Origin of the sequence: Vibrio sp. S/42/10 (assembly GCF_029890535.1) — a bacterium.
GTDB classification, from domain to species: Bacteria; Pseudomonadota; Gammaproteobacteria; order Enterobacterales; family Vibrionaceae; genus Vibrio; species Vibrio cyclitrophicus.
Genome location: NZ_JAKMZC010000001.1, coordinates 243,747 through 262,111 on the forward strand (window position 1 = coordinate 243,747; position 18,365 = coordinate 262,111).

Below are 18,365 nucleotides of genomic sequence, written 5' to 3' on the forward strand. Positions count from 1 at the left end.
TTAGCTGTTGCACGTCGCCATTTTGCAGCGAGAGAAATAAGCCAATGCAAAGCATACAGCAACAAACGTTAGAGACGCCGCACCAAATGCGATGCCAGTTGATGATGTCATACCTAAGGTAATGAAACCAACACACGATACGAAGGCCACAGACAGCGCATAAGGAAGCTGAGTCGATACGTGGTCAATGTGGTTACAACGAGCACCGGTAGAAGAGAGAATCGTCGTATCAGAGATTGGAGAACAGTGATCACCAAACACAGAACCCGCAAGAACCGCACTTAACATAGGCAGAATTAGAGCGATGTCAGAGGCTGCAGCCATGTCACCCGCGATAGGAAGCATGATACCAAATGTACCCCATGATGTGCCTGTCGAGAATGCCATCAGGCCAGCAAGAAGGAACAAAATAACAGGTAGCCAGTGGTAATCAATGTTACCTGTTGCTAGAGACGAAAGGTAAGAACCGGTTTTCATGTCACCGATAACAGAACCGATAGTCCATGCAAACACAAGAATCAGGATAGCGCCAAACATAGAGCTAGCACCGATCCACATTGTTCTTGCGATATCAGACATTGGCAGCTTTTGCTTAAACACTGTCGCTAGCGCAACAAGCAGGCCAACAACACCACCGTAAACAAGAGACTTGCCTACATCTGTATTTTCAAACGCACCAAGCAAGTTGAATGCTTGACCGTCAGCGGTAAGCGCTTGACCACCGGTATAAAGCATTGCAGCTACCGTCGCTACGATTAACGATACGATTGGCATAACGAGATCAGAGACAGAGCCGTTTTCACTCTCTTGAATGTCTAGCTCTTCATTTAGGTCGTGAGCTTGCTTTTGATCGTTGTCACCTTCAAAGCCACGGCCTTGAGATGCTTCGATCTCATGTTCACGCATTTTACCAACATCTAGACCGAACCATGCAACGGCAAATACCATTAATAGTGCGAACACAGCGTAGAAATTCATCGGGATAAGACGAACGTAAGCACCCAATGCTGAGTACTCTGTCACACCGTGTGTTACTAAGATGCCACCAATAATAGTAATGATGTAAGCACCCCAGCTAGAAGCCGGCATGATCACACACATTGGAGCAGCAGTAGAATCCAGAATATAAGCAAGCTTAGCGCGAGATACGTAAAAGCGGTCTGTAACAGGACGAGAGATAGCACCTACCGCTAAGCTGTTGAAGTAATCATCAACAAAAATGAACACACCCAAGAAAGCAGCAAGTAGTTTTGAACCACGTTTGCTCTTAACACGAGACTGGGCCCACTCAGCGAATGCTCGCGTACCACCAGATAATGTTAATAAGGCGGTTGTCATTCCAAGAATAATTAGGAATGCGACGATGCTCATGTTCCAGGTATTAATGCCACCATCTTCGATGAAAACACCAGAAGCTTTAGTAAACACGTAGCTAGCTGCGTTACCTACTGAGTAATCAGCAAGTAAAATCGCACCCATAACGATACCGACACCCAAGGAAACCAATACACGGCGGGTAACAATAGCGAGAGTTAAGGCCACAAGGGGAGGAAGCAAAGATAAAGGCGATGTTGCAAAATCTATTAAATTCATGATCTTCAAAAACCAGTTTTTTATTTGGCTAGAGATCTACTGCAGACAAACTTGATACGGCTTATCAAGCTCATGTTGAACTAAGCGAAAGGGAAGTGAACACTTCACCCAACCCTACAGTAGCGCTCCATAGTTTAAAATTAAGACTATGGCAGTGTTGTACCTATTGAGCACAACCCCAGCAAATTGCTTAGATATACAATTTACTTCGGCAATTAGACCTTTCATTCCCGTTCATTGGCATCACCCCAACGAAAACTACTTTTTATAATTGCACCTCTACGTGCGATAACATTATTAACCGTTGAAACCAAAGTTTAACAACAAATCAACCAAAGCATCGCATCAGGTAGCCGCAATTGTACTCATCAAGGGCAGCATTGCAACATATCATTCCGACAAAAATAGTTTTTTGTTAATGAAGTAATCAATAGAAGAATAGTCAACTTAAGGTAATTACTCCACCAGTCACATATCAGTTTTTTAGATATTCTTAATAATTATTATAAATTCACTAGGAGTTCGCCTTTTCATTTTCAACTATTCATCTCAATTCTTTATTTAAATATGTAATAGAAGAAATACTATTTGTTTTATTCCTAGGCTCTGTTTATTATTAGGAGGATTATTTAGTTTACCTTGATGGGAAATATCATGTCTGAATTAACAAAAACTTTATTAAATATCCGCAGCCTTCGTGCATTCTCACGTGAATTAACTCTTGAGCAACTTGAAGAAGCGCTAGACAAGCTGACTATTGTTGTACAAGAGCGTCAAGAGTCTGAAGCTGAAGAACGTGCTGCTAAAGCAGAGCAAGAAGCTAAGCTTTCTGCTATCGCTGAACAAATTGCAAAAGACGGAATTGATGTTGCTGATCTTATCGCTGCACTTTCTGGTGAAGCAAAATCTAAAACGACAAAAGCTAAACGTGCTCCTCGCCCAGCTAAATACAAATATGTAGATGCAAACGGCAACGAGAAAACTTGGACAGGTCAAGGCCGTACGCCTTCAGCTATCCAAGAACAACTAGATGCTGGTAAATCTCTAGAAGAGTTTGCTCTTTAACGCATCGTGTTTGCTAAGTGAATAATCAATAACACACTAAGCAATAGAATTAATATTTAAGTCGACCAAAGTATTATTTACGGCTTGAATATATTCAGAAACAAAAAAGGCTCCTTTCGGAGCCTTTTTTATATTTTGTTATTCGTTACTGGATTTGATAAACACAGTAGCGTACTTAATAAACCGAGAAGTTCATTTGATAAGTACTACACCTTATCTTTCCCAGTAAGCTTCTTCTAAACTGTCTTCTCTTTCAGGAAGACCACGAGATAAACGTGGAGAGTGTTGAACTAACACTTCATAACTTGCTCGGTTTGAATATTTACAAACTTGCGAGAAAGACGAATACGTCAAAAATGAATGTTGGTGCTTACTTGAGTTAGGCACGTTTTCTTTGTGGTATTTATTCGCAGCCATATCATGCAATAAAGCCGATAACGCAGCATCACCTGCACCATTGGTATTCTTGATCTTTTCAGGGCCCCCCATATAAGGTGCAATGTGCGAATAGATCTTAGTCGGGTTGTCACATAAGTTTTTATGAGCAGGACGGCTAAACTCGTAACGGTTAAATTCCGCAATAGAACCCGGTAATAGAGGTAAAGACGTTTCACGCTTTGCGGCGTCTTCTGTGTAACCCGCCATAAATAGGCCAACAGGGCCTGCAGTACATAGAACTAAGTCAACCCACTCTAGCGCTTTGTCAGAAGCGGCAAGAGGATCACTTTCACCAGTTAACGCTTCCGCTTCGTCTTCGTTCATTGCAACAACTGTTACATGCTGCTCAAGGAAATCTTTCCAAAACTCTGGATCATCTTGAATAACGAATTTAGTTCCCAACGTTAATACAACGGGTACATCATATTTCTTCGCGTACTCGATCGCTTTCATTGTTGCATCAGGCATTGGGTCGCCAGGTTTACAACGAACTAAATAAGCGGTTAATACCAAAGCAGAAGCACTTTTGAAGATCTTTTCAGGAATACTCTCAGGTTTTAGTTGGTTCATTTGACCTTCGCTAATTGCGAAAGTACGTTCACCATCTTCAGTAATTAATGCAAAGCAGCGACCAATTGCGCCATCTACCCCTTGTAAATGATTCAGATCCATTCTGCTTGATGTATTACATAAATAACGATAACCATAGCTACCAATCTTAATATCTTGGCTCATTACACCTAGCAGCGTTGAACGGTCATCTGCCAGCACTGAATAGTTGTGTAATGTATTGCCGATCGTACCACCAGCATATTCATTGGTAATCAAGCACTGCTCTTTTAATTCTTGATATAAAGACTCTGCAGCTTCGTCACCGATGACTAGCGAATGTCCCTTACTTAAGCCATATTTTTCGATTAGCTCAGAACTCACTTTCGCTTCGATATCCACCAATGTTTGGTCAATGCCGATAATATGAGTACGTGACATTCTTTTACTAGTTTGAGCTTGGCTAACTAAAGGGTCACGAGCGTGAACCGGAAAATAGTGCTTTGATTTACGTTGTCCAGGGAATTTCATAGGGCTAGTCTAAGTCAAGGGGAAATAGGTGGCGGATTCTACCGCGCAATATTTAACGCGGCAATCTTTCAAACTATAGCAAACGTTTGCTGTACTATTTTTTTATTCGCCTTCCATAAAGCTTAAATCAGGCAGCATACCCAAATGCTCTGCATAACGTTTTTGATTGAACTCTGCACCATTTTTCATTACGTCAAATACTTCAATAGCCAGTGCACATGCCATAGCCGCAATTGCTTCTTCACGCGGTGTACCAGTCATCATTAAACGCATCAACGTCTCTTTCACTTTCACTGGTTCGCCATCCTCAAGCTGGTTCTCGATGATCTCAATCAGCTCTTCTTCTTGCATAAATTCATTTTGTTCAGACATTTTTTTATCTCAGGTCTTGGATTTCGAGCGACTATGCCACATATACTTCTGACATCCTAGCGACTCACCTCGCTCTCATGCGATTCTCTAACAAAGTCAGCGCACTATTTGTGCAAATGAAACTGTGATTCCGGTCTCGGATCTGTCACGGCGTTTCTCTTTCTGTTAGAATCTGCGACCAAGTAATAGTAACGGTGTTTAGACATGTCAGATATCAGCTCTGGAAACAGCGAAAAGAAAGTAATTGTCGGTATGTCCGGCGGTGTAGATTCGTCAGTATCGGCGTATCTTCTTCAGCAACAAGGCTATCAGGTAGAAGGCCTTTTCATGAAAAACTGGGAAGAAGACGATAACGAAGAATACTGCACGGCAGCTGAAGATCTTGCTGATGCTCAAGCGGTATGTGACAAATTAGGTATCCACCTTCACACTATCAACTTTGCCGCAGAGTACTGGGACAATGTATTCGAATACTTCCTTGCTGAGTACAAAGCAGGTCGTACGCCAAACCCAGACATTCTTTGTAATAAAGAAATCAAATTCAAAGCATTCTTAGAGTTTGCAGATGAAGTATTAGACGCAGACTACATTGCGATGGGTCACTACGTTCGTCGTACTTTTCCTACTCAAGAAGAGCTAGACGCTGGTGTGAAACCAGAAATGCTACGTGGCCTAGACAGCAACAAAGATCAAAGCTATTTCTTATACACATTAAGCTCAGACCAAGTGGCACGCAGCCTATTCCCAGTTGGTGAATTAGAGAAACCTGAAGTGCGACGTATTGCTGAAGAACAAGATTTGATTACAGCAAAGAAAAAAGACTCAACGGGCATCTGCTTTATTGGTGAACGTAAGTTCACTGAATTCTTAGGCAAGTACCTACCAGCACAGCCGGGTAACATCGAGACACCTGAAGGCCAAGTAATTGGTCAACACCAAGGTTTGATGTACCACACATTAGGTCAACGTAAAGGCCTGCATATTGGTGGCACCAAAGGTGGTGGTGGTAATGAAGAACCATGGTTTGTTGGTGAAAAAGATCTGAAGCGTAATGTGCTGATCGCAGTACAAGGTAAAGACCACCCTCTTTTGAAATCAGAGGGTTTGATTGCTTCTCAGCTTCACTGGGTAAATCGCACACCAATTACTGAAGTTATGACATGCACGGTAAAAACTCGTTACCGTCAAACCGATATTCCTTGTACAATCATCCCAATTGATGACGAGAACATTAAGGTTATTTTTGATGAACCACAGATTGCTGTGACCCCTGGTCAATCGGCAGTATTCTATCTAGACGACGTTTGTCTTGGTGGTGGTATCATCGAAAAGCGCATCTAACTATTATCAAACGAACGATAGAAGACAACTAGGAGTTACTACGTGGCTAATACACTTTATGACCGTACTATTGCTTTCGCCGGAATTTGCCAAGCTGTGGCTTTGGTTCAACAAGTAGCGAAAAACGGCCATTGTGATAAAGATGCCTTCGAAGCTTCACTCAGTGCTATTTTGAATACCAATCCGGTGAATACTGTGGGCGTATTTGGACGTGAAGCGAACCTAAAGCTTGGCCTTGAGTGCTTAGTAAAAGGTATCGATAGTACTCCAGCTGGTAGCGATATCACGCGCTACATCATCAGCTTGATGGCGCTTGAGCGTAAACTATCTTCTCGTAACGATTCGATGTCTCAACTTGGCGACCGTATACAAACGGCAGAACGCCAAACTGAACACTTTGATCTGTTTGACGAGCAAATGATCAGTAACTTAGCGAGCATCTACCTAGATGTTGTGAGTCCTATCGGCCCTCGCATTCAGGTATCTGGGACACCATCAGTACTTCAACAGACGTCGAGCCAACATAAGGTTCGTGCGCTTCTTCTATCAGGGATTCGAAGCGCTGTGCTTTGGCGCCAGGTTGGCGGTAAACGTCGCCACCTAATCTTCGGTCGTAAGAAGATGATCGAGCAAGCTCAAATCTTATTAGCTCGAATGTGATTTATTAGCTCGCGCCTCGTCGCGAGCTTGTTTTTTGTATCAACACAACTCTCACGCAAACGTTTGCGCAATGTGCGTGACAATTGAGATTGTTACTGGTATAAACCTCTCAAAATTTAGAAAACTCAATTCAGGAGAACACCATGGAACTGTCAGCATTGACTGCTGTTTCACCAGTAGACGGCCGTTACGGAAGTAAGACTATTGCACTACGCAGCATCTTTAGTGAATTTGGCCTACTAAAATACCGCTCTATCGTTGAAATTCGTTGGTTACAAAAGCTTGCACAAACTGATGCAATCGCAGAAGTACCAGCGTTCAGTGCAGAAGCTAACCAGTTTCTTGATGAACTAGCAGCTAACTTCAGTGAAGAAGACGCTCTGCGTATCAAAGAGATCGAACGCACGACAAACCACGACGTTAAAGCGGTTGAATACTTCTTGAAAGAGAAAGTAGCTGGCGTTCCTGAACTTCACGCAGTAAATGAATTCATTCACTTTGCATGTACTTCTGAAGACATCAATAACACATCTCACGCACTTATGCTTAAAGAAGCTCGTGACACTGTGATTCTTCCAGAAATCCGTAACGTAATTGATGCTATCAAAGCACTTGCGAACGAGTACCGTGATATTCCTCTATTGTCTCGTACACATGGTCAGCCAGCTTCTCCTTCTACTATGGGTAAAGAGATGGCTAACGTTGCGTACCGTATGGAACGTCAATTCAAGCAAATCGAAAACGTTGAGATCCTAGCGAAAATCAACGGCGCTGTAGGTAACTACAACGCACACCTTTCTGCATACCCAGAAGTTGAATGGCACAAGTTCAGCGAAGAGTTCATCACTGAATCTCTTGGCGTAACTTGGAACCCGTACACAACTCAAATCGAACCTCACGATTACATCGCTGAGCTATTCGATGCAATTGCTCGTTTCAACACGATCCTTCTTGACTTCGACCGTGACGTTTGGGGCTACATCGCTCTTGGTCACTTCAAGCAGAAGACTATTGCTGGCGAAATCGGCTCTTCTACTATGCCGCATAAAGTTAACCCAATTGACTTCGAAAACTCTGAAGGCAACCTTGGTCTAGCTAACGCAGTATTCAGCCACCTTGCACAAAAACTTCCAGTTTCTCGCTGGCAGCGTGACCTTACTGACTCTACGGTTCTTCGTAACCTAGGTGTGGGTGTTGGCTACGCAATCATTGCATACACTTCGACTCTGAAAGGTATTAGCAAGCTTGAAGTTAACCGTGCTGCGCTACTTGCTGAACTAGACAAGAACTGGGAAGTATTGGCTGAACCAGTACAAACAGTAATGCGTCGTTATGGCATCGAGAAGCCATACGAGAAGCTAAAAGAGCTAACTCGTGGTAAACGTGTAGATGGCGAAGGCATGCGTGCATTCATCGATGGTCTAGAGATCCCTGAAGACGAGAAAGTTCGCCTAAAAGAGATGACTCCAGCGAACTACATCGGTCAAGCAATCGAGCTAACTGACAAGCTGTAAGGTTCGAATTTCGAATCACAGAATAGACTAAGGCTTCCCATGTGGAAGCCTTTTTGTTGAGCGGAACAAAATGTATTGAGCACAAGAACCGCCAGCAAAATAATACAAAGCAAACCAGTATCATTGACCTACTCATCTTAATCCGTTCGATATAATCCACTCCATATCGTAACGCTTTATCACCAGACACATAACTCCCGGAGACTTACTCTCTTGAATGACAAGATCAAAAAAGGCCTCCCGAAGGAAGCCTTTCAAATGTATCTTGTCGATTAGTGACAAAAGAATACGTAGCGATTACATGTTACGTAGAGACGCAATACGCTTATCTAACGGTGGATGGCTCATTAGTAGCTCAGTAAGAGACTTCTTACCGTTGATACCAAACGCCATCATAGAACCTTCTAGTTGTGGTTCGTGGCTCACCTTTAGACGCTCCAGAGCGGCAATCATCTTCTCTTTACCCACTAGGTTCGCTGCACCTGCATCGGCATGGAATTCACGATGACGGCTGTACCACATCGTAATGAAGCTTGCTAAGAAACCAAATACCAATTCCAACACCATAGACACACCGAAGTACACCATCATGTTGCTGCCGCCCTCTTCTTCGTTGTCATTCGACGCAACAATGTTAGCGATGAAACGAGATAAGAAGATAACGAACGTGTTCACAACACCCTGCATTAACGTCATGGTCACCATGTCTCCGTTCGCAATGTGGCTAACTTCATGTGCTAATACTGCTTCAGCTTCATCACGCGTCATGTTGTGTAGAAGACCTGTTGATACTGCGACCAATGAATCATCACGCTTAGCACCCGTCGCGAATGCATTGATGTCTGGCGAGTCGTAGATCGCCACTGTTGGCATACCAATACCAACTTGTTGAGATTGACGGCTTACCGTCTCCATCAACCAATGTTCTGTTTCGTTACGTGGGCTTTCAATGACCATGCCGCCTACTGAGCGTAGTGCCATTTTCTTTGACATCATTAATGAAATGAATGAACCGCCAAAACCAAATACTGCAGCCATTAACAACAAGCCTGAAAGGCTTCCTGGTTGCATACCTGTAACTGCATATACAATATTAAGAACAACACTTAGTACCAATACAACCGCAAGGTTGGTTGCAAGGAACAACATTACTCGCTTCATTACTTATCTCCGCATGAAAGCTATTTTTATAAAACTTATTGTTATAGGCAAGGCAGACAGCAATTGATTCCAGCCTTGAAGACTTATACTTACTTATACATATAGTCTTAGATTAAGAAAACAAGGTTAAGCATTAAATTGCAACATTTGATTACGAGATTGTAGCCGCGTTAATTATGGTCTATTAGACCTAAGTCGTATGGTGTCGATATAACAATCCGTTTACAGTGACTTCAGATGATTTATTGGCTAGTCCATGTACAAAAAGGGAACGATCATGGTTGAAGGTACTAACACTCAAATGGCTATCGATTTACTGTGCTGTCACCTAGGGATTACTGAAGAAGAAGCGAAAAAGCAGATTGGAATTCTAACACCGCAAACGGCTCAGGCAGAAATCACAGAAACACAGCAAGCGCTAATGGGACTAACAAAAGAACATTGATCCTAAGCTTGCTTATGTAACAGACCAATTGTTTATAAACCAATGGTCAAAGGCTTAACAGAGAAAAAGGGCTGCAATCGCAGCCCTTTTCTTGTTTGACGTATAACTTGAGATTTAAAGATCAAGTAGTGGTTGAACATTAATGTACTTACCAATGTTCTTTGACTTCGCTTTTGGTACGTAAGGAATTTCACCTAACTTCGGTGCACCTAGCTTATCCTCAAGCATCGCAATAATATCAGCATAATGTTCAGTGCCTGGATTAATACGGTTCGCTACCCAACCTACTAGATTTAGGCCGTCAGCACGAATCGCTTCTGCCGTTAATAGAGCATGGCTCAAACAACCCAGTTTAATACCTACAGTCAAAACCACTGGAAGCTGTTCTTTTTTAACCCAGCTAGACAGATATTCGTCGTCTGAAACCGGAACACGCCAACCACCAGCACCTTCAACTAGAACGATATCAGAATTTTGCTTATGCGCTTCAAGCTTCGCTGATAATATCGCTGTATCAATCACTACGCCGTCATGCTTTGCCGCGATGTGAGGCGATGACGGTAGCAATAACGCATATGGATTCACGTCTTCGTAAGCAATATCTTGCGTTGCCGCTTCTTGAAGGTGCAATGCATCACTATTACGCAACCCTTCTGGGTATTGCTCGCTTCCGGCAGCAACTGGCTTATAGCCAATTGTTGATAAATCTTGCGCGGCTAAAGCTTGAAGAATCGCTTTTGAAACCACAGTCTTTCCAACTTCGGTATCCGTACCTGCAATGAATAATGCATCAATCATAATTGAATAACCCCTAAACAAACTTGATATGTTGCTGGCAAGAAACCTTGATGGTTTTTAAACTCTCGATATTCCCGTTCAACGAGCTGCAACATGCGGCGACTTGTTAAACCTTGTGAGCGACCACTTACGTGATTAGCGCCGATACCTTTAAGGTCGCGCATCAGTTCAAACGCAGTGTCGTACCAAACGGTGATGGTGGGCAAGTCTAGTTGATGAGCCGTACAGCTAGATTGCGCTAACGCAATTTTTACCTGATTGATTGTAATAAAATGGTTAACGTGTTGATGTGTGTCAATTTTAGACCATGATTTTTCTAACTCAAACAGTGACCCATAAAGCAAAGTTGAGAAAATCACAGACCCACCAGCCGCAGTGACACGCTTCATCTCTTTCAAAGGCGACGACAAGTCGTCACACCATTGCAACGCAAGGCTAGAGAAAACGATGTCAAAACACCCATCTTCAAACGGTAATTGTTCGGCATCGGCTTGTTGGTATAAAGAGACAGATGCGCCACAACGTTTTTCTGCTGTTTCCAACATTCCAACAGAAAGATCAGCGCATACTACTTCGGCCCCTCGTTTTACAAGTTGCTCTGAGAAATAACCAGTCCCACAACCTAAATCGAGCACCTTTAACCCTGATAGATCACTCGGTAACTTATCCAGTAGTCGGTGGCCGACATCTCGCTGAAACTCAGCGTGTTTGTCATAGGTTGTTGCTGCGTTTCCGAAGGCTTTGGCAATCGCACTTTTGTCTTGGCCTACGTAATTATTCACTACTGCTTCTTGTGACATTTACTGAGCCTCTTTATTTGATTCTAAGCTTGGATCGATGCCCGATTCACTGCTTCGGTCAATTGCCTGATGCAACGACCTGGTTAACTGATGAATCTGATCCTCACTGTGATTCGCCGTTAAGGTAATACGCAAACGAGCTGTCCCTTTCGGAACGGTTGGCGGCCTTATCGCCGTTACCCAAACTTGTTTACGCTTTAATTCTTCAGCAACAGACAGTGCCGCCTGTGCTTCACCGATTACAAACGGCTTAATCGGAGTCTGAGTATCTATAAAACCTTTCACGCCACTCATCTGCTCCGCATAGATCGCACCTAGCTTCATGAGCTTCTCTCGACGCCACTCTTGCGTCTGAATCATCTGACACGCATGAGACAAAGCCACTGCTTGTGAAGGTGGCATCGCCGTCGAGTACACATGATGACGAGCAAACTGAGTTAAGTAATCACCCACTTCTAACGAACAAAGAATCGCAGCACCAGAAAGGCCAAATGCTTTGCCAAAGGTCACCACCAAAATATCCGGTGAGATTTGTGCTGCACTGCAACTCCCAGCCCCTTTATCACCTAATACGCCGATACCGTGGGCATCATCAACCACCAACCAACTGTCGTATTGATGAGTCAGGTTAAAGATCTGGCTGAGAGGCGCTTGATCGCCATCCATGCTGAAAACGCCCTCAGTCACGACCAAGGATTGTGGAGATTGGCTTAGTAGAGACTCTAGATGCTGCGTGTCGTTGTGCTTAAAGCGTTTCATGGTTGCAGGTGAAAGCATCCCCGCTTCCATTAAAGAGGCGTGGTTAAGTTTGTCTTGCAACAGAGAGTCGTCTTTTTCGAGCAGAGAAAACAACAAAGCTTGATTAGCGCTGAAACCAGAACTAAAGAGTATGGCTCGTTCAAATCCAAGCCATTCACACAGCTGAGCCTCTAAATTTAGATGAGCAGGACTAAAACCTGTGACCAATGGCGATGCCGCACTGCCGGCACCATATTGGGAAAGTCCGGTTTGCCATGCATCGACCAGTTCAGGATCGTTTGCCAAGCCTAAATAGTCATTACTCGAAAAATTAATGAAGTTAGAACCTTCACTATTAAGCAAAGGGCTATTGCTGTTTTCGAGTACCTTAAGTTGACGAGTTAGCCCTTGCTCGCGACGATGAGCAAGGGCACTTTTGATGCGAGGTTTAAACAGTGGCATCGTAGAACATGTCATCTTTCGTTGGACGAGCAGCAACGCGCTCCACCACTTGATCTAACAGTTCATTTTCTTGAATTTCGTCAGGCTTTTGAGCCACCTGTTGGCTATTGATACCCAACTTCTTAAACAACTGCATATCCGTGTCTTCGTCTGGGTTTGGCGTAGTAAGTAACTTACAGCCGTAGAAGATAGAATTTGCACCCGCCATGAAACACATCGCTTGCATCTGTTCATTCATGTTCTCACGACCTGCAGATAGACGAACCGCAGACATTGGCATCATGATGCGAGCAATCGCAATAAGCTTAATGAAGTCAAAAGACTCAACATCATCAACGTTTTCCATCGGTGTGCCTTTCACTTTTACGAGCATGTTGATTGGCACACTCTCAGGGTGTACTGGAAGGTTAGCCAGTTCTACAAGTAGACCCGCACGATCATTGGTGCTTTCACCCATACCAATAATACCACCAGAACAGATCTTCATACCGGCATCACGCACGTGAGATAATGTATCTAAACGATCTTGGTAAGTACGAGTAGTAATGATGCTGCCGTAGAACTCAGGAGACGTATCAAGGTTATGGTTGTAGTAATCCAGACCTGCATCCGCTAACTCGCCAGCTTGATCGGGCGTTAGCATACCTAGCGTCATACAGGTTTCTAGGCCCATGCCTTTCACACCTTTGATCATGTCAGTTAGGTGAGGCATATCGCGTTCTTTCGGATTTTTCCATGCCGCGCCCATACAGAAACGAGTCGAACCCGCGTTTTTGGCTTTTTGCGCCGCATCCAAAACACGCTCGACTTCCATTAAGCGTTCTTTGTCGACATCCGTTCGGTAGTGAGCACTTTGAGGGCAGTATTTACAGTCTTCAGGACAAGCACCGGTTTTAATCGATAGAAGCGTACTCACCTGCACGTGGTTGTGCTCTTGGTACTGTCTATGAACCACTTGAGCTTCAAACATTAAATCCATAAACGGTTTTTCAAGCAGTGCTCTTACTTCAGCAACTGTCCAGTCATGACGAACTTCCACGTGTCGATCCTTTTTATTATTTGATATTACATCTCTATCAATAGAGATTGTATTTATGCTTGGATAGTCTACCGACAAGCTTTAGACTGTCAACACATTGATAATATAAAAAGTTTACATATGGTTACTTTTTAACCAAAAAAATGGGAGTTACTATGGATCTCGCCTTTGATCGCCAGCATATCTGGCATCCCTACACATCAACGTTAACACCTCTGACCTGCTATCCAGTCACCAATGCAGACGGTGTTTACCTAGAATTAGAAGGTGGAAAACGCATTATTGATGGCATGTCATCTTGGTGGTCAACCATCCATGGCTATAACCACCCAGCATTAAATGCGGCCGCTCACAGCCAAATCGATAAAGTTTCACACGTTATGTTCGGTGGTATCACCCACCAACCCGCTATCGATCTATGTAAAAAGCTTTTGAATCTCGCGCCAAATAATCTTGAACATGTATTTTTGGCCGACTCTGGCTCGGTAGCCGTGGAAGTTAGCCTAAAAATGGCACTGCAGTATTGGCACGCTAAAGGGCAACCTCGTTCAAAGTTTCTCACGCTAAGAGATGGCTACCATGGCGATACCTTTGCAGCGATGTCAGTCACTGACCCAGATAACTCAATGCATAGCCTTTACAAAGGTTTTTTGCCTGAACACATTTTTGCAGACTCTCCGAAAACAGGTTTTTGGGATCAATGGAATGCGAGCGACATAAACAGCTTTCGAGAAAAGCTAGCCGCACACCACCAAGAAGTTGCTGCCGTGATCTTAGAGCCAATCGTCCAAGGTGCTGGCGGTATGCGTATCTACCATCCTGAATTTCTGAGACAGGTTCGCTTGCTGTGTGATGAATTCAACGTCTTGCTGATCTTGGATGAGATTGCGACCGGGTTTGGCCGTACAGGGAAACTTTTTGCTTGCGAACATGCCGATATTCAACCGGATATCTTATGTGTAGGTAAGGCGCTAACTGGTGGCTACATGACCCTTTCAGCAACGCTTGCGAGTAAAGAAGTTGCTGACACAGTATGTGGCGGTGAAGCGGGTTGTTTTATGCACGGTCCAACATTTATGGGTAACCCATTAGCTTGCGCGGTAGGTGCGGCAAGCTTGTCCATCATAGAGCAAGGCGATTGGCAAAATCAGACTCAACAAATTGAGCAACTTTTCTCTGAGTTGCTACCGCCTTTGCGAGAGCATAATCTTGTCAAAGATGTTCGTTGGTTGGGCGCTATTGGCGTCGTTGAAACCCATACACCTGTCGATATGGAAACCATCCAAGCTCACTTTGTTGAACAAGGGGTTTGGATTCGTCCATTTGGTAAGTTGATTTATATGATGCCTCCCTTCATTAGCAAGCCTGAGCACATCGAGAAACTTGTTTCCGCTATTAATTGCGCATTAAAAGATCGCCGCTGCTTTAAATAGAAGACAAAGCTATTACCTCTCCTTACTGGTTCATTTGCTATCTGCAATATTGAAGTTAAGGAGAGGCCGGTTCATTATTATCGACAATAGAGAACGACCGCCTTCTAACGAAGTTGGCTGTCTTTACTTGCTCTGCGATTGAACAATGAGTGACGATACGCAACGTGTTCAAACATGGACTGGCATCCAATACAGAAACGCACGCCTTTAATTGCTAGCCGTCTCTTTTCTGATATCTCATCACCGCACTCGTCACAATAATGCAAGCTTTCCCCCACTTTGAATGTTCCCTCTTACACGAGAGAACTCATCATCAATGGTATTTTGAATTTGCTGACTGACGCTATCGTCACCTGCCAATCCTACGGCCATAAGTCCTCCTCTGTATTTGCATGAGAAAATTTGTACCTACCGCGGTAAGAGCGCATTATAACCATTTTTTAGTGGTGTAATAATAACCTAAATTAGAGAAACGCTATTACAAATGAGTAATGAAATTGACCCTCGACTCACTGCTTTCCGGTGTAACAGATAATAAAAAACCCAGCCGATTGACTGGGTTTTCGTATAACAGTTTTACTGATTAACCGATGTGCGTTACGCCGCCCATGTATGGCTGAAGTACTGCTGGGATAGCAATACGGCCATCTGCTTCTTGGTTGTTCTCAAGAATAGCAACCATAGTACGACCAACAGCAAGACCAGAACCGTTAAGTGTGTGTACAAGTTCAGGTTTCTTCTCGCCTTTACGACGGAAACGAGCTTGCATACGACGTGCTTGGAAATCCCACATGTTTGAACAAGAAGAAATTTCGCGGTAAGTCTCTTGCGCTGGAACCCAGACTTCTAAGTCGTAAGTTTTCGCAGAACCGAAGCCCATGTCACCAGTACATAGAATCACTTTACGGTAAGGAAGCTCTAGAAGTTGAAGTACTTTCTCAGCGTGACCTGTTAGCTCTTCAAGCGCTGCCATTGAGTCTTCTGGCTTAGTGATTTGTACTAATTCAACTTTGTCAAATTGGTGCATACGGATAAGACCACGAGTGTCACGACCGTAAGAACCCGCCTCAGAACGGAAACATGGTGTGTGAGCTGTCATCTTAAGTGGCAGTTCGGCTTCATCAGTAATCGTGTCACGAACCATGTTCGTTACCGGTACTTCCGCAGTTGGGATAAGCGATAGAGTCTTAAGAGGCACGTCACTTACTTGCTCAGTTAGCGGGCTTGTGTGGAACAAGTCTTCGCCGAACTTAGGAAGCTGACCAGTACCGTAAAGGCTATCGTGGTTCACTAGGTACGGTACGTACATTTCTGTGTAGCCGTGCTCATCAGTGTGAAGATCAAGCATGAACTGAGCAATAGCACGGTGTAGGCGTGCGAATTTTCCTTTCATCACGATGAAACGAGAACCCGAGATTTTTACTGCGCTAGCAAAATCAAGACCGCCAGACATTTCGCCAAGATCTACATGATCTTTCACTTCGAAGTCGTAAGTCTTAGGTTGACCCCAACGAGAAACTTCTACGTTGTCATCTTCATCTTTACCATCTGGCACTTCTGCATCAGGTAGGTTAGGAATAGACATTGTGATCGTTTCTAGCTCAGATTGAAGATCAGCCAATGCTACTTTAGCTTGGTCTAGTTCTGCGCCTAAGTTGCCTACTTCTGCAAGGATACGCTCAGCTTCTTCATGGTCGCCTTTTGCTTTCGCTTGACCAATGGACTTCGATCGAGAGTTACGTAACGCTTGTAGCTCTTCAGTTTTCATCTGAAGGGACTTACGTTTTTCTTCAAGTTCACGAATTGTCTCTACATCAAGGGTGAAGCCTCGACGTGCTAATTTTGCCGCTGTTTCATCCAGCTCAGCTCGAAGTAATTTAGAATCCAGCATTGCTAATCCTATGCTTTAGTTATTTGAATATTCAGTAGATTGCTACTGAATCACTGCTAAACCCCTAAAACTGGTGCTATTTCAACCAATTTATAACGATTTAATTGAATTTTTATGACTAGGTAACGATATCCAAAAAAGACTACTTTTCATAGCGTTTTTGTGGGCTTTTTGCGTCCAAATCCGCCAGATAATCTAGCTTCTCGCCAATTTTTGTCTCTAAGCCTCGTTTTGTTGGGAAATAGTATTGCTTCTCTCCCATTTCAAGAGGCAGATACTTTTCACCAGCCGCGTAGGCTCCTGGTTCGTCATGAGCATAACGGTATTCTTGCCCATAGCCCATGTCCTTCATCAAAGTTGTAGGTGCATTTCGCAAATGATGAGGGACTTCATATTCAGGAAGGTTGTGAGCATCTGCTAGAGCTTGCTTCCAAGCAGTGTAAACAGCATTACTCTTTGGTGCACACGCAAGATAAACTACCGCCTGCGCAATAGCACGTTCCCCTTCTGCTGGGCCAATGCGAGTGAAACAATCCCAAGCCGACATTGCGACCTGCATTGCTCTTGGATCAGCATTGCCAATATCTTCAGAAGCAATCGCCAGCAAACGCCTTACGATATACAAAGGGTCACAACCCGCTGCAATCATTCTTGCTGACCAATACAAAGCCGCGTCAGGGTTTGAACCACGAATCGATTTATGAACAGCGGAGATCAAGTCGTACCAAATATCACCCTTGTTATCGAAACGAGCAACCTTCTCGCCAGCCACTTCAGCTAACAACTGCAACGTTATCGCTTTCTCGCCTTTATCGTTGTCTTCTGCCATGTCATATAAAAGCTCAAGATAGTTGAGCGACATGCGTGCATCACCGTTGACCAGTTCAGCAAGGCGATCTAATACATTATCAGCAAAATTGGCCGACATATCACCTAACCCACGCTGTTTATCTTCGATAGCTTGGCGAATGACAAGGGAGATATCATCTGTATTCAGCGAAGTCAGTTTGTAAACACGCGCACGCGACAACAAAGCGTTGTTCAATTCAAAAGAAGGGTTTTCAGTCGTCGCGCCAATAAAGGTTACAGTGCCATCTTCAATATGCGGCAGAAAGGCATCTTGCTGGCTTTTATTAAAGCGATGGACTTCGTCCACGAACAGGATAGTTCTGCGTCCTGCTTGCTTGTTCTCACGCGCTTTTTCAATGGCGATACGAATGTCTTTTACACCCGAGGTTACTGCCGATACGCGTTCAACCTCTGCGTTAGCATAGTTTGCTGCTACTTCCGCTAACGTGGTTTTACCGGTGCCAGGAGGCCCCCACAAAACCATCGAGTGGATATGGCCCGCTTCCAATGCCCTGCGAAGCGGTTTACCTGGACCTAATATATGCTGCTGACCTATGTACTGTTCGACAGTTTCAGGCCTCATACGAGCAGCAAGGGGACGAAAATCTTCGTCCCCTGCAAAATCTAAGCTGTAATTACTCAATTGCAATCTCTTGATTCATTGATGGCATCAATACCTATCGACA

Annotated in this window: 16 protein-coding genes, 1 pseudogene and 1 riboswitch; of the genes and pseudogenes, 6 read left to right on the top strand and 11 right to left on the bottom strand. The window is 43.9% G+C overall.

Annotated elements, in window-relative coordinates; all coding sequences use genetic code 11:
* A complete protein-coding gene (locus L8S15_RS01100; protein WP_010439990.1) occupies positions 1 to 1,593 on the bottom strand; it encodes a Na+/H+ antiporter NhaC family protein in 1,593 nt (530 codons plus the stop codon).
* 112 nt (positions 1,594 to 1,705) lie between these two features.
* Positions 1,706 to 1,883, bottom strand: a riboswitch (Lysine riboswitch).
* A 364-nt stretch (positions 1,884 to 2,247) separates the two neighbouring features.
* On the opposite strand from L8S15_RS01100, the gene L8S15_RS01105 reads away from it, so the two are divergent.
* A complete protein-coding gene (locus L8S15_RS01105; RefSeq protein ID WP_010439989.1) occupies positions 2,248 to 2,658 on the top strand; it encodes an H-NS family nucleoid-associated regulatory protein in 411 nt (136 codons plus the stop codon).
* 213 nt (positions 2,659 to 2,871) lie between these two features.
* On the opposite strand, the gene L8S15_RS01110 is transcribed toward L8S15_RS01105, so the two are convergent.
* The gene (locus L8S15_RS01110; RefSeq protein ID WP_010439988.1) at positions 2,872 to 4,176 is read right to left on the bottom strand and encodes an inosine/guanosine kinase; all 1,305 of its coding nucleotides are present in this window, start codon (positions 4,174 to 4,176) and stop codon (positions 2,872 to 2,874) included.
* Between the two features lie 102 nt (positions 4,177 to 4,278).
* The gene (locus L8S15_RS01115; RefSeq protein WP_010439986.1) at positions 4,279 to 4,548 is read right to left on the bottom strand and encodes a hypothetical protein; all 270 of its coding nucleotides are present in this window, start codon (positions 4,546 to 4,548) and stop codon (positions 4,279 to 4,281) included.
* Positions 4,549 to 4,752: 204 nt separating this feature from the next.
* Between L8S15_RS01115 and mnmA the strand changes: the two genes are divergently transcribed.
* The 3 genes from mnmA to purB all read left to right on the top strand — a co-directional run bounded on the left by mnmA (position 4,753) and on the right by purB (position 8,063).
* Positions 4,753 to 5,889, top strand: a complete 1,137-nt coding sequence (gene mnmA, locus L8S15_RS01120; protein ID WP_010439984.1) for a tRNA 2-thiouridine(34) synthase MnmA — start codon at positions 4,753 to 4,755, stop codon at positions 5,887 to 5,889.
* 42 nt (positions 5,890 to 5,931) lie between these two features.
* The gene (hflD, locus tag L8S15_RS01125) at positions 5,932 to 6,549 is read left to right on the top strand and encodes a high frequency lysogenization protein HflD (protein ID WP_280571915.1); all 618 of its coding nucleotides are present in this window, start codon (positions 5,932 to 5,934) and stop codon (positions 6,547 to 6,549) included.
* Positions 6,550 to 6,692: 143 nt separating this feature from the next.
* Entirely contained in the window at positions 6,693 to 8,063 is a 1,371-nt protein-coding gene (purB, locus tag L8S15_RS01130; protein ID WP_016768562.1) for an adenylosuccinate lyase, read from the top strand.
* A 297-nt stretch (positions 8,064 to 8,360) separates the two neighbouring features.
* Here the strand turns inward: purB and htpX are convergent, their stop codons facing one another.
* Positions 8,361 to 9,224, bottom strand: a complete 864-nt coding sequence (gene htpX / locus L8S15_RS01135; protein ID WP_010439977.1) for a protease HtpX — start codon at positions 9,222 to 9,224, stop codon at positions 8,361 to 8,363.
* A gap of 277 nt (positions 9,225 to 9,501) precedes the next feature.
* Here htpX and L8S15_RS01140 point away from each other — a divergent pair, with 277 nt between their 5' ends.
* On the top strand, positions 9,502 to 9,669 hold the full coding sequence (locus tag L8S15_RS01140; protein ID WP_010439975.1) for a hypothetical protein: 168 nt from the start codon (positions 9,502 to 9,504) through the stop codon (positions 9,667 to 9,669).
* Between the two features lie 114 nt (positions 9,670 to 9,783).
* On the opposite strand, the gene bioD is transcribed toward L8S15_RS01140, so the two are convergent.
* The 4 genes from bioD to bioB are packed head-to-tail and all read right to left on the bottom strand — an operon-like array spanning position 9,784 to position 13,506.
* Positions 9,784 to 10,467 carry a dethiobiotin synthase gene (bioD, locus tag L8S15_RS01145; RefSeq protein ID WP_010439972.1) on the bottom strand — a complete coding sequence of 228 codons (684 nt, stop codon included), beginning with the start codon at positions 10,465 to 10,467 and terminating at the stop codon, positions 9,784 to 9,786.
* Entirely contained in the window at positions 10,464 to 11,267 is an 804-nt protein-coding gene (gene bioC, locus L8S15_RS01150) for a malonyl-ACP O-methyltransferase BioC (RefSeq protein WP_010439970.1), read from the bottom strand. Before bioC ends, bioD begins: the two co-directional genes overlap by 4 nt.
* A complete protein-coding gene (bioF, locus tag L8S15_RS01155; protein WP_280571916.1) occupies positions 11,268 to 12,467 on the bottom strand; it encodes an 8-amino-7-oxononanoate synthase in 1,200 nt (399 codons plus the stop codon). It lies immediately after the preceding gene.
* A complete protein-coding gene (gene bioB / locus L8S15_RS01160; protein ID WP_010439965.1) occupies positions 12,454 to 13,506 on the bottom strand; it encodes a biotin synthase BioB in 1,053 nt (350 codons plus the stop codon). Before bioB ends, bioF begins: the two co-directional genes overlap by 14 nt.
* A 155-nt stretch (positions 13,507 to 13,661) precedes the next feature.
* On the opposite strand from bioB, the gene bioA reads away from it, so the two are divergent.
* Complete coding sequence (bioA, locus tag L8S15_RS01165; protein ID WP_102286139.1) at positions 13,662 to 14,939, top strand: adenosylmethionine--8-amino-7-oxononanoate transaminase; 1,278 nt, start codon at positions 13,662 to 13,664, stop codon at positions 14,937 to 14,939.
* A gap of 104 nt (positions 14,940 to 15,043) precedes the next feature.
* Here the strand turns inward: bioA and L8S15_RS01170 are convergent.
* The 3 genes and pseudogenes from L8S15_RS01170 to L8S15_RS01180 form a co-directional block, all read right to left on the bottom strand.
* A pseudogene (locus L8S15_RS01170) lies at positions 15,044 to 15,311 on the bottom strand (DksA/TraR family C4-type zinc finger protein).
* A gap of 211 nt (positions 15,312 to 15,522) precedes the next feature.
* Positions 15,523 to 16,830, bottom strand: a complete 1,308-nt coding sequence (gene serS / locus L8S15_RS01175) for a serine--tRNA ligase (RefSeq protein WP_010439959.1) — start codon at positions 16,828 to 16,830, stop codon at positions 15,523 to 15,525.
* A 142-nt stretch (positions 16,831 to 16,972) separates the two neighbouring features.
* A complete protein-coding gene (locus L8S15_RS01180) occupies positions 16,973 to 18,328 on the bottom strand; it encodes a replication-associated recombination protein A (RefSeq protein WP_016791642.1) in 1,356 nt (451 codons plus the stop codon).
* Positions 18,329 to 18,365: the final 37 nt, after the last annotated feature.